Origin of the sequence: Halolactibacillus halophilus, assembly GCF_900115605.1 — a bacterium.
GTDB classification, from domain to species: Bacteria; Bacillota; Bacilli; order Bacillales; family Amphibacillaceae; genus Halolactibacillus; species Halolactibacillus halophilus.
The window spans coordinates 29,942-42,441 of record NZ_FOXC01000006.1; the positions used below are offsets into that span (position 1 = coordinate 29,942).

The following is a 12,500-nucleotide window of genomic DNA, read 5'->3' on the forward strand; positions in this document are numbered from 1 at the left end:
GCGCCTATTCAATTTTCTTACATCGTCTACTATAACAGGAATTTCACACTTTTTCAAGTCAGATCCCCGTTCGTTAATCGCGATCTTTTAAAGCACGTGCAACATCACGTTTCATTTGTTTGCGTTTTAAATCTTCACGTTTATCATATTTCTTCTTACCTTTTCCGAGTCCGATAAGGACTTTTGCGTAGCCATCTTTTAAATAAATTTTAATTGGAACCAGTGAATACCCTGCTTGTTGGGTTTCTCCAATTAATTTTGCGATTTGTTTTTTATGCAACAACAACTTACGCATCCGCGTCGGCTCGTGGTTATGAATATTTCCTTGTTCATAAGGGGAAATGTGCAAGTTATGCAAGAATACTTCACCGTTACTTACCCGCGCGAAACTATCTTTCATATTAACACGGCCATTACGTACAGATTTGATTTCTGTTCCTTGTAAGACAATACCCGCTTCTAATGTTTCCTCAATAAAGAAGTCATGATTCGCTTTTTTATTTTGAGCGACGACTTTTCCTGATCCTTTTGGCATGTTTCTCACCTCGCTTTGTTAAATTGTCCTTTTTCTATTTTACCAAGCTTGATCTTATTATACAATGAAAAGGAATGAAATACACACCTCTAGATGAAAGTAGAAGAAAGGATTACGATCGATGATATCAATTCGACGACTCACAATGAATGATTTTTCTCTTTATCAACAAATGCAAACAGGCATGAACAATGATTATATGTTAACGGTCTTTGAGCGACTGGTGACACCACCCGCTAATTACCTTTACGGCCTATTCGATGACGATATACTTGCAAGTGTCGCTGGGTATACATATTTCCCAGGTGGCAACGCCATGCTGGGGCGTCTTCGAAGTGATAAACAGTTTAGGCAATTAGGCTACTCAACGCAGTTACTTCACTATCTTGTTGATACCGTTAAACAAGACCCTAGCGTAAAGTTCATCGGCGGCTATACCCAGATTGATAATACGCCCGCAAAGAAAATACTCACGAAGCTAGGTATGAAACATATCGATACGTACCACAGTTTCCCAGCTGTTAATCTTAAGCCACTGATCACAGATCAGATTCTTTGGGATGAAATAACTGATTATGACGAGAAACGACAAGCACTTCAATCCTTGACCAATCGCGGGGTTGCTTCGTTTCCTTATGAAGCGTACTACCCTTTCCCACTGACTGAAAACTTAATACCAGCTGAAAAATTACGGGTGATGCGGCTATTCAAGTCCCCTCTCACAGGTCACTGCTTATTTGTCGATAATGATTATAAGGGTGAAGCATTACTGAATATCCGCTATGTTCATGATGATCTCTTTACGACACCCGGTTTATTCTTTACGATTGACCAGTTATTAAAACATGAACCCGATCGTTTACCTTGGTTTAATTTTTCACTAACCCAATATCAAAAACTAACAGATAAAGACTGCTTCCGACTAGAACCAGGTTGGGAACTGCACGGCACGTTCATATAATGATTTGAATAATGATAACGATGAAAAAGGTGGATACAATGAAAAAACATTTATCATTGTTGGAATGATTCTTATTACCACGGGATTATTGGGTGCCTTTTTAAGTCATCAAGGCAGCTTTTCAGATGAGGAAATCATTGAAGTCATCCATTCTCCTGACAAAGCAATGATGGTTGAGGCAGAAACAAAAAACGGTTCGATTGATGCCTATGGCCTGACGCTTACAGACGATGTCCGTCTTGACACAAGTAACGGCAGTATTGATGTTCGTACCGATTGAAAAGACGTCAACATCAAAATAGGTATATAAAGAAAAGACAGATCATTGGCTCCTTGGCTAATGATCTGTCTTTATATTTATATTACATCTTACTTCTTACGCTTCTTTTTCGCAGCTTTTGGTGGGACAGCGCGCCCTTTTTGTTTTTTCTTTTTTCGTTTCGGCTTTTTATCGTCGCCATGTTTTTTCTTTGAACCTTTTGCAGGGCCTTTACCTTTCGGACCACGATTAAAATCAGCTTTTGGTCGCTTCGCTTTCTTTTTCATACCCACAATCTCAAAGTCAATCGATTGTTCTTCTAAATTGACCGCTTCAACACGAACTTCAATCACGTCACCGATTCTAAACACATTACCGGTTCTTTCACCAATCATCGCATAACGCGTTTCATCGTAGTGGTAATAGTCATCAGTTAAGTCACTAACGTGCACAAGCCCTTCGACAGTATTCTCCAGTTCAACAAAGAGACCAAAACCGGTCACTGAACTAATAACCCCTTCAAACTCTTCGCCAATCTTATCTTGCATAAATTCTGCTTTTTTCAGTTCATCAGTATCACGTTCAGCATCAACAGCCACTCGCTCTTGTTCTGACGTGTGTTTAGCAATCTCAGCTAATTTTTCTTTCCATTTTGCTTGTGTATCGTTACTGAGGTCACCGTTGATCAGATAAGTGCGAATAAGTCGATGAACAATTAAGTCAGGGTACCGTCTAATCGGCGAGGTGAAGTGCGTATAAAACTCGGTCGCAAGCCCGAAATGACCAATGCTTTTTGGGTCGTACTTCGCTTGTTTCATTGACCGAAGCATCAGTTTTGAGATAATCATCTCTTCTTGTTCGCCTTTCACTTCATCTAGCACGCGTTGTAAAGCTTGAGGATGAATATCATTTTTAACACCTTTGACGCTATAACCAAACTGACCAATAAATTCAAAGAATTTTTGAAGACGATCTTCGTCTGGGTCTTCGTGAATCCGGTGAATAAACGGCACATCCATCCAGTGGAAGTGTTCGGCAATCGTTTCATTGGCCGCTAACATAAATTCTTCAATCAGACGTTCAGACACCCCGCGGTGTCGCAGGACAACATCTGTTGGGTGACCTGATTCATCCACTAGTACTTTTGCTTCATTGAAATCAAAATCAATCGCACCACGGTCCATCCGCTTTTTACGTAAAATTTGCGCCAGTTGTTCCATATCGTTAAACATCGAAACGAGTGACTCATATTCTTTCATTGTCGCCTCATCTTGATCGGTTAAAATTTGATTAACCGCTTGGTAAGTCATCCGGGCAGATGTGTTGATCACACTTTGGAATATATCGTGTGACACAACTTCACCTTCCGGCGAAATCTCCATCTCACAGGCAAGCACTAACCGATCAACATGAGGATTAAGTGAACAAATTCCGTTCGATAATCGGTGCGGGATCATAGGAATTACGCGGTCAACAAGATAGACACTCGTTCCACGTTTATATGCTTCAACGTCAATCGGTGACCCTTCTTCAACATAGTAAGACACATCGGCAATATATACCCCTAATAAGTGGTTACCATTGTCTAACTGTTCCACTCTAATCGCATCATCTAAATCTTTCGCGTCAGCCCCGTCAATTGTCACAATCGTTTCATCACGACGGTCAACCCGACCTTTAAGATCAGCCTCATCAATCGTTTCTTTTACGTTCTTCGCTTGGTCTAACACCTCATCAGGAAACTCAATCTCAATGTTGTGTTTATGAATGATTGAAAGAATATCCACACCTGGGTCATTTTTATGTCCCAAAATTTCAACCACTTCACCTTCAGCCGCATTTTGACCTTCAGGAAATTTTAAGATGTTCACAATGACCTTATGACCATCAACAGCACCTTGACTGTCTTCTTTTTTAACGAAAACATCATTTGGAATCCGTTTATCATCTGCCACCACAAAACCGAAGTTACCTTTATCAATGTAATTTCCGATAACACGTGTTGAACCCCGCTCGAGGATTCTTTCAACGATACCTTCAACACGTTTATCGCCACTTACTTCTTGGTCTGCGCGCGCTAATACAATATCGCCATTCATCGCACCATTTAAATCGTGCGGATGTAAATATAAATCCTTTATTCCCTCTTCTTCAGGAATTAAAAACGCAAACCCTTTTTTATGCATTTGGACTTTACCGCGCACAAGTCCCGCACGTCCTGGTGAGACGTATTTATTCTTTCTCGTCAACATAATCCGGCCTTCGCCTTCTAAGTCATTGAGTGTCTTCATAAGCTCGGTGAACATGTCACTTGTGACGGTCTCGTCAAACACAGCGTCACTAATGTCATCCACTGATACCGGTCGCTCTGCTTCTTCTGTAATAAATATTAAAATCTTTTGTTTTAAATCATTCATTCTTCCTTCACCTTCTTTCTAACCTATTGGTTATCTGTTACTTTTATTTTATACTTTTATAAATATATTCTAATCCCAAGCCAATGATTCTAAGAACCGGTAGACCGTTTCATGGACCTCGTCACGTTTTGGTCCTAGAGTGATCGCATGTCCAGCATCAGGATACCAGTGAATCTCTTTAATATCACATTCTACGTGGTCATAAATCTCTGTCGCACTAGCGATGTTAATCATTTGATCATCTTCTGCTTGAATGACGAGTGTTGGTGTATAAATATGATCGAGCCCCCCGCGCACTTCATTAATTAAACTTGCAAGACTATCAAATAGTGGCTCAGCATTTTTCGTCAGTGCTTTCACTTCTTCTGTAATGACGTCACTTGATTTACCTTCTTTTTGTTTATATTGACTAGCAAAGTAACGAAAACCTTTCGTCAATTGCGTCTCATTGTCAAAGAACATCGGTGAACACATCGTACCGACACCAACGACTGGATTCTCAGTTGCCAGTTTTAGGCTAAGGACACCTCCGAGTGATAAGCCTAAAACGGCAATTTTGTCATAGCCGTCTTGTTTTAGTTGTTGATACGCTTTGACAACATCCGCGTACCATGTTTCGGCGGAGCCATCAAGTAAATCTTCTGGAGTTTTCCCGTGTCCACGGTAAATCGGTCCCAGTGATGTGTAGCCTTTCGTTTCTAAAAAGCGGCCGAGCATGCGCACATCCGCACTATGACCAGTAAACCCATGTAATAGTAATACCGCTCTTTTCCCACCTTTAAACATAAACGGTTCTGGTTGTTTGATTTTCAAATCGATCGTCCTTTCTTCCCTAGCTACTGATGAGCTTTTTCTCTAGTGTAATTCCATTCTTATTTTATCAAAGTGCGCCGGAGAATGCACAATGTGTGATTGTGCGAGGTAAAAAGAAAATCTCTTTAGGTGACGTCTTTCTAATGCCACCTAAAGAGATTCATCTTGTTAAATAATATACGCAAATGCAAATGTTGCTACAAAGAACACTACTGAAGCAACGATTGTCGCTTTTTGTAATACGGCATCTAAGCCACGTGCTTTCTTCTTTCCAAAGAGCTGTTCAGCCCCTCCAGAAATCGCACCTGCTAACCCTTCACTTTTACCTGATTGCATCACAATCAAAGCAATAAGGGCAATACTTGATAGAATAATTAATGTAACCATAACAGCTTCCATCGTTAAAGCATACCTCCTAGACCCACTTAAAGTCACTTCTTGATTTCTATAACATTAAATAAAAACACTAGTACTAATTTAGCATACTTCAACCTTTCGTGACAAGTATATTTTCCTTTTTTGATGAAAGCGATTTCGACTTTATTAGACACATCCAATTAAATTGTCACATTTGATTGATTTTGATTGATTTTGATTGATTTCTATAAAGCATTATCGTATACTGAATACATAAGAGGAGGCGACGATGATGTTAACACCAAAACGACATGCCTTAATATTAGAAGAGCTATCGAAAAAGCAAACGATTACTATTCAAGATCTTGTTGATTTAATGCACGTATCCGAATCAACCATTAGACGTGATTTAAGTGAACTTGAAAAACAAGCGTTATTAAAAAGAGTTCACGGCGGGGCAATCGCCGTCAGCCAAATAAAAGATGAACCAAGTGTTCAAGAGAAAAAACAACGCGGGACGACTGAGAAAAAAGAAATTGCCCAGTATGCAGCTGCCCTTGTCGAAGACTACGATGTGATTTATTTAGACGCTGGGACAACAACATATGAAATGATACCTTTTTTAAAAGATCGACCGATTACTGTTGTCACCAACGGTCTGATGCATCTCGACTTACTCCAACATTATCAGATCTCAACGTATATCATCGGCGGGAAAGTAAAGGACAAAACAGGGGCAGTCATTGGTAGCGTCGCCCTTAAGCAAATCGAACATTATCATTTTAACATGGCGTTTATCGGTGCTAATGGCGTGGATCTCACCTTTGGCTATTCTACCCCAGACCCTGAAGAGGGCGATTTAAAAGAAAAAGCGTTAAGTTTAAGTGACCAACGATTTGTCTTAGCTGATCATTCAAAACTACAAACAAAAAGTGCTTACCGCTTTAGTGAGCTAAGCGAGGCAACGTTAATTACCGATCGTTTATTAGAAACAGATCGAATAGATTATGAAAAAAACACAGACATTTTGGAGGCGATGACATGATTTTCACTTGTACACTCAACCCATCAATTGACTATATTTTATCGGTTAATGATTTTGATTACGGCGGACTTAACCGCGGCACAGACCCAAGCTACTTTCCTGGTGGCAAAGGGATTAACGTTTCGCGTATTCTCACGCGGCTAGCTATCCCCTCAACAGCATTAGGGTTTGCTGGTGGCTTTACAGGTGCGTTTATCGAACAAACTTTGCATGATGAGGGCGTCGATACAGCCTTTATCCACGTCACAGACCATACGCGGATCAACCTTAAATTAAAAGGCGAAAAAGAAACCGAAATCAATGGTCCTGGCGCTAAGCTAACACCTAAAGCCATTGATCAATTTATTGAACAGATTGACCAATTAACTGAAGACGATTATTTAGTGCTTGCTGGTAGTTTACCTCATGACTTACCTGATGATTTCTATTTACAGATGGTTAAGCAATTAAGAGACAAACCAGTTAAACTTGTACTCGACACCTCATCTGAAGCATTAAAAAAAATGGTCGGAGAACCACTCTTTTTAGCAAAACCAAATCATCACGAACTTGGTGAACTATTCGATGTAGAGATCACATCAAAACAACAAGCGATTTATTATGCGAAACAACTTCATAATTCTGGTATTACTCACGTAATTATTTCAATGGGAGGCGACGGAGCGATTTACCTCCATGATCACACAATTTATGAAGCGCGTGTCCCAAAAGGAACAGTCATTAACACTGTAGGCGCTGGTGATTCCACTGTGGCTGGCTTTTTAGCTGGTCTTTCACGTGGTTATGAACCTGTTGATGCTTTCCGGCTTGCGATCGCCTCGGGAAGTGCGACTGCTTTCACAAAAGATTTAGCTGAAAAAAAAGCGATAGAAACACTTTTTGAGCTCGTAACCGTGGACGTAACGGATTTCTAGATGTCCTTAACCTTTACAGCCAAAAGGTTTCATGATATGGTATCAAAGGTTTATTGTCTCATATTTTCTTTTTCCGTTAGACATCGGAAAAAAATAATTTGCATTATCTAAATAAATATGTGCAATAAACTTGATATTTAGCGGTATAAACCGTTAAAATAGAAGGTATGGTATACTGAAAAAAAATTATAAATTCTAGGAGGTTTTTTTCATGGCAGCTGAAAAAACAATTACAATTACAGATTCAACAGGTGTGCACGCACGCCCCGCAACAGTACTCGTAAACAAAGCAGGTAACTTCGCTTCTGACGTTACAGTTGAGTACAATGGTAAATCAGTGAACTTAAAATCAATTATGGGTGTTATGTCTCTAGGTATCCCTAAGGATGCTGAAATCAAGATCGTTGCTGAAGGTGCTGACGAAGATGAAGCAATCAACGCAATCTACTCAACAGTTAAAGAAACTGGCTTAGGGGAATAATTCGTATATGGCGACTTTAACAGGTATTGCGGCATCTAGTGGTGTCGCAATTGCTAAAGCATACACATTAGAAACACCTGATCTTTCTTATGAGACAAAGAAAGTTGATGATGTTGATACAGAAGTTAACCGCCTTCATAATGCGTTAACGGTATCGAAAAGTGAATTAGAAAAAATTAAAGAAAACGCACGTCTTTCACTTGGTGACGAGCATGCGGAGATTTTTTCTGCGCACCTCTTAGTATTAAGTGATCCTGAATTAATCACACCAATGGAAGATAAAATTAAAAATGACAACGTCAATGCTGAAAAGGCCCTTGATGATGTTGCGAGTATGTTTATCGATATGTTTAAAGGGATGGATAATGAATATATGCGCGAACGCGCAGCTGATATTCAGGACGTAACTAAACGTGTGATGGCGCACTTACTTCAAGTGACCTTCCCAGACCCAGCGCTTATCGATGAAGAAGTAGTCATTATCGCTGAAGACTTAACACCTTCAGATACAGCACAATTAAATAAGCAATTTGTGAAAGGGTTTACGACAAACATTGGTGGTCGTACTTCACACTCTGCGATTATGGCCCGTTCTTTAGAAATCCCTGCAGTTGTCGGTACTAAAACCGTCACTGAAGATGTTTCTGAAGGCGATATCGTGGTTGTTGATGGTATGGATGGTAAAGTTGTCATTAATCCAACTGAAGATGAATTAGCAACATATAAACAAAAACAAGCTGATTTCGAAAAACAAAAAGAAATTTGGGCACAATTAAAAGACGAGCCAACCATTTCTAAAGATGGTGAGCACGTTGAATTAGTCGCTAACATTGGTACACCAGATGATGTTGTCGGTGTGCTTAATAACGGCGGAGAAGGCGTCGGTCTATATCGTACAGAATTTCTTTACATGGGCAACTCTGATTTCCCGACTGAAGACCAGCAATTTGAAGCTTACTCATCTGTATTAAAACAAATGGGTGACAAGCCGGTTGTTGTTCGTACGTTAGACATTGGTGGCGATAAAGAATTAAGCTACCTGGACTTACCAAAAGAAATGAACCCATTCCTTGGTTTCCGCGCAATTCGTCTATGCCTCGAGCGTGACGATATCTTCCGTACACAATTACGTGCGCTTCTGCGTGCAAGTGTTCATGGTAACTTAAAAATTATGTTCCCAATGATCGCGACGCTTGATGAGTTCCGAGCAGCTAAAGCTATGTTACTTGAAGAAAAAGATAACTTAAAAGCTCAGGGCGTTGAAGTGAGTGACGAGATTGAAGTCGGTATTATGGTAGAGATTCCAGCAACCGCTGTCATCGCACGCCAATTCGCTAAAGAAGTTGACTTCTTTAGTATCGGTACAAATGACTTAATTCAGTACACACTAGCGGCAGACCGCATGAACGAACAAGTTTCATACCTTTACCAACCGTACCACCCAGCTATTCTCAATCTTGTAAACAACGTGATTGAAGCAGCTCACGCCGAAGGCAAATGGGCTGGTATGTGTGGTGAGATGGCAGGCGATTCCATCGCTATTCCTATCTTACTCGGCTTAGGTCTTGATGAGTTTAGTATGAGTGCCACATCAATTCTTCCAGCACGGACACAAATTAAAGATCTATCTAAAGAAGAACTTCGTTCTTACAAAGATGACTTATTAAGTATGTCAACGGCTGATGAGGTTGAAGCATTCATTCGCGAAAAAACTAATCAATAATCACGCCAGTGATCTATTAATACAATAAAAGCCCGCTTATTTGCGTTATTCACGCGAATAAGCGGGCTTTTCATATGTTTAGGGAATATTGACAAGACTTACCGCCAAAACCTTGTCATACCCTGTTTATCTTCGATATTAAACCTTACCATATCTTGAATCAAATCAAGATCAATGGAATCGGCCCATTTAATCTTCACTAACTGTTTTGTCGTTTGATAGCCAGCTTGGTTAATTTCAGATTCGAATTTTTCTAAACAAGCCTCTTCCGGAGCAAGCGCAAGGTGGGCTTTAGCTATACTAAAACCAATGATGTACGTGCCATGGATGACAAACATCGGTTGATTCCACTTGATTACTGGTTCAAGTTCAGGAAACGTATCTTTAATATCTTGTAAAATCATCGTTAAACGCTCACGATGACTTGGGTCTTCAACTGATTGTAAGAACGGATCAAATGTTTTCAATACAGACGCCCTCATTTCTTTTCTATTCTCGCTTACTTTTATCACACTCATTGTTGTAAAAAGTATCTCGTTTTACTTGACGAGCGCAACTTTCGGTCTTTTTTTATGGCCATATATACGCGGGGCAAGATATTTATCTATAACAGGACTAAGCGCATTCATAATTAGAATCGCAAAACCCACGCCACCTGGGAAGTTAAAGATAAGGCGAATGGCTATCGTTAAGAACCCTGCACAAATCGCAAAAATAGTTTTCCCATCTGGTGTCAGCGCTCCACTCGTATAATCTGTAGCCATAAAGACCGCCGCAAAGATGAGCGTCCCACTCAAGACATGGGTCATCATATAATCGAAACTAAAGCCACCATAAATAGAACTAATAACGGCAACCGTTCCGACATAAAGGAGCGGAATCTTCATATTGATAACGCCACGAACAACAAGATAAATAAAGGCCAAGATTATTATCAGTTTTGACGTCTCACCAATATTACCTCCGAGATTTACTCCTAAAAATAACTCAAACAATCCTGGCACATCTTTACTAATGGTTGTTGAGAAATGACCAATTGATTCTAACGGCGTTGCCGTTGACACCGCATCAGTTCCTGGTGTAACCCAGTTCGTAATCCAGGGTGAGAAAAAAACTTTCAACATAACCCGCGCGCCAACGGCCGGATTAAACATATTACGACCAATGCCGCCTGGTAGTTGTTTAATAATCACAATCGCAAAGAAACTGCCAATAATAATTGTCCAATAAGGAGCGGTGACAGGTACACTTAAGCCAATTAACATACCAGTAATAACCGCACTGTAATCATTAATTCTTACCGGTTGATCTCTAAATTTTTGAAAGCTGTATTCAAATAACACACTCGAGGCCACACCGACAAGCACCAAACCTAGCGACTTGATCCCAAAGAAATAAATTGCTGCCATCAGCGGTAACAGTAAAGCAATGATCACTTGTTTCATCATCCAATCTGTTTTACGATGAGATTTCAAGTGAGGTGATGCACGCACGTTCAGCTTCATATCTTGTAGTGACATCATCAGCTTTGCTCCTTTCTCGCCTTGATTTCTGTTTTTGCTTGTCTAATGTTATCAAGGAGCGGAATATTGGCAGGACAAATATAAGAACAGTTTCCACAGTCAATACAGTCCATCGCCCCGAGTCGTTCGGCTGCGTCGATATCTCCTTGTTCATAAGCATTTGATATCAGAACCGGCTGCAAGTTCACTGGACAGACATTTAAGCACTCTGCGCATTTAATACACGGGGTCCGTTCATCTACTTTTACTTCTTCTTTCGGTAAAAAGCTGATGACTGACGTTCCCTTTGTGATTGGTACTTGACCAGAGGTAATCGGTTTACCCATCATTGGTCCCCCGTGCAACATCTTACCTGTCTTTTCGACAAAGCCACCACAAGCATCAATTAAGACTTGAACTGGTGTGCCAATTCTCACTCTAAAGTTTTGCGGGTCTTTAATCGGTTCTCCCGTAACAGTTGTGACGCGATCCATCAGTGGTAAGCCTTTTTGAATCGCTAAGTAAACAGCACGTACCGTACTGACGTTGGCGACGATCGTGTGAACGTCAAGTGGTAACCCGCCTGAAGGCACTTCACGATTGACAAGGGTTTTGATTAAACGTTTTTCTGCCCCTTGTGGATAAATTGTTTCAAGCTCTTTAATCTGAATCCGTTTATCATCACCAATCGCATGTTTAAGTGCTGCAACACTGTCATGAACATTTGTCTCAATCGCAATATACGTCTGCTTAATCGGAAAAAGTGTTAGAAGTTCTTTAATTCCTGCGACGATTTCTTCAGCAGACTCTATCATCAATCTGTGATCAGCCGTCGAATACGTCTCGCATTCTGCGCCGTTAATAATTAACGTGTCGATGGATTTTCCTTTTGGTGGTGAAAGTTTGACGTGAGTTGGGAAGGTTGCGCCACCCATTCCGGCAATGCCGGCTTGTTCAATAAGTGACAGCTTATCCTGTGATGTTAAATCTTCTTGAGTAGATGTAAGTGCGGGCGCTGGAGTATCTTTAAAGTCATTCTTAATAACGATGGCAAGATGAGGGCCGTGCATCGTCATCATTTCTTGAATCACCTCAACGGTGCCAGAAACAGAACTATATATATTGGCAGAGACAAAACCTTTCTTTTCGGCAATCAACTGCCCCATATTGACGTCATCACCCACCTCAATAATCGGTTCAGCTGGTGCGCCAATATGCATGTTCATCGGATAAATCATCGTTTTGCTTTGTGGCGCTTTAATGATGGGCTTTTTTTCTGTCCGTGACTTTCTTTCTTCTGTATAGGCGCCTTGCCTACTGTATTTCAATTTCATATTTAACATAAATGTGCCTCCTCGGTAGAATGGATTATTACTCTATTCCTTTATTTTTAACCAAATAAACCCTTTTCATTAAGAAAGTAATGATTACTTAAATGAGTAAAGATGCATTTGGTATAATAGAAAGAGAACCACTTACGCAAAAAAATCTTA

13 protein-coding genes are annotated in these 12,500 nt (G+C 40.3%); 6 read left to right on the forward strand and 7 right to left on the reverse strand.

Annotated features, from left to right (window positions below; all coding sequences use genetic code 11):
• Nucleotides 1-73: 73 nt before the first annotated feature.
• Nucleotides 74-535, reverse strand: a complete 462-nt coding sequence (smpB, locus tag BM098_RS03640) for an SsrA-binding protein SmpB (RefSeq protein ID WP_089830516.1) — start codon at nucleotides 533-535, stop codon at nucleotides 74-76.
• 121 nt (nucleotides 536-656) lie between these two features.
• Here smpB and BM098_RS03645 point away from each other — a divergent pair, with 121 nt between their 5' ends.
• Together BM098_RS03645 and BM098_RS03650 are read left to right on the forward strand one after the other, a co-directional pair.
• Nucleotides 657-1,496: a GNAT family N-acetyltransferase gene (locus BM098_RS03645; RefSeq protein WP_089830517.1), complete on the forward strand. Its 840-nt coding sequence runs from the start codon at nucleotides 657-659 to the stop codon at nucleotides 1,494-1,496.
• Between the two features lie 4 nt (nucleotides 1,497-1,500).
• Entirely contained in the window at nucleotides 1,501-1,776 is a 276-nt protein-coding gene (locus tag BM098_RS03650) for a hypothetical protein (protein ID WP_089830518.1), read from the forward strand.
• An 89-nt stretch (nucleotides 1,777-1,865) separates the two neighbouring features.
• Here the strand turns inward: BM098_RS03650 and rnr are convergent, their stop codons facing one another.
• The 3 genes from rnr to secG all read right to left on the reverse strand — a co-directional run bounded on the left by rnr (nucleotide 1,866) and on the right by secG (nucleotide 5,384).
• Complete coding sequence (gene rnr, locus BM098_RS03655) at nucleotides 1,866-4,172, reverse strand: ribonuclease R (protein ID WP_089830520.1); 2,307 nt, start codon at nucleotides 4,170-4,172, stop codon at nucleotides 1,866-1,868.
• Between the two features lie 69 nt (nucleotides 4,173-4,241).
• Nucleotides 4,242-4,985 carry an alpha/beta hydrolase gene (locus BM098_RS03660; RefSeq protein ID WP_089830521.1) on the reverse strand — a complete coding sequence of 248 codons (744 nt, stop codon included), beginning with the start codon at nucleotides 4,983-4,985 and terminating at the stop codon, nucleotides 4,242-4,244.
• Between the two features lie 168 nt (nucleotides 4,986-5,153).
• The gene (gene secG / locus BM098_RS03665) at nucleotides 5,154-5,384 is read right to left on the reverse strand and encodes a preprotein translocase subunit SecG (RefSeq protein ID WP_089830524.1); all 231 of its coding nucleotides are present in this window, start codon (nucleotides 5,382-5,384) and stop codon (nucleotides 5,154-5,156) included.
• Between the two features lie 250 nt (nucleotides 5,385-5,634).
• Between secG and BM098_RS03670 the strand changes: the two genes are divergently transcribed.
• From BM098_RS03670 to ptsP, 4 genes are all read left to right on the forward strand, one after another.
• On the forward strand, nucleotides 5,635-6,387 hold the full coding sequence (locus BM098_RS03670; protein ID WP_089830526.1) for a DeoR/GlpR family DNA-binding transcription regulator: 753 nt from the start codon (nucleotides 5,635-5,637) through the stop codon (nucleotides 6,385-6,387).
• Nucleotides 6,384-7,301 carry a 1-phosphofructokinase gene (gene pfkB, locus BM098_RS03675; RefSeq protein WP_089830528.1) on the forward strand — a complete coding sequence of 306 codons (918 nt, stop codon included), beginning with the start codon at nucleotides 6,384-6,386 and terminating at the stop codon, nucleotides 7,299-7,301. Before BM098_RS03670 ends, pfkB begins: the two co-directional genes overlap by 4 nt.
• A gap of 211 nt (nucleotides 7,302-7,512) precedes the next feature.
• Nucleotides 7,513-7,782, forward strand: a complete 270-nt coding sequence (locus BM098_RS03680) for a phosphocarrier protein HPr (protein ID WP_089830530.1) — start codon at nucleotides 7,513-7,515, stop codon at nucleotides 7,780-7,782.
• Between the two features lie 7 nt (nucleotides 7,783-7,789).
• Nucleotides 7,790-9,505 (forward strand): phosphoenolpyruvate--protein phosphotransferase, encoded by a 1,716-nt coding sequence (gene ptsP, locus BM098_RS03685; RefSeq protein WP_089830532.1) that lies wholly within the window; start codon nucleotides 7,790-7,792, stop codon nucleotides 9,503-9,505.
• A gap of 98 nt (nucleotides 9,506-9,603) precedes the next feature.
• Here the strand turns inward: ptsP and BM098_RS03690 are convergent, their stop codons facing one another.
• The 3 genes from BM098_RS03690 to rsxC form a co-directional block, all read right to left on the reverse strand.
• Nucleotides 9,604-9,972: an iron chaperone gene (locus tag BM098_RS03690; RefSeq protein ID WP_089830535.1), complete on the reverse strand. Its 369-nt coding sequence runs from the start codon at nucleotides 9,970-9,972 to the stop codon at nucleotides 9,604-9,606.
• A gap of 72 nt (nucleotides 9,973-10,044) precedes the next feature.
• A complete protein-coding gene (locus BM098_RS03695) occupies nucleotides 10,045-11,028 on the reverse strand; it encodes an RnfABCDGE type electron transport complex subunit D (RefSeq protein WP_089830537.1) in 984 nt (327 codons plus the stop codon).
• Entirely contained in the window at nucleotides 11,028-12,350 is a 1,323-nt protein-coding gene (gene rsxC / locus BM098_RS03700; protein WP_200795829.1) for an electron transport complex subunit RsxC, read from the reverse strand. Before rsxC ends, BM098_RS03695 begins: the two co-directional genes overlap by 1 nt.
• Between the last annotated feature and the right edge of the window lie 150 nt (nucleotides 12,351-12,500).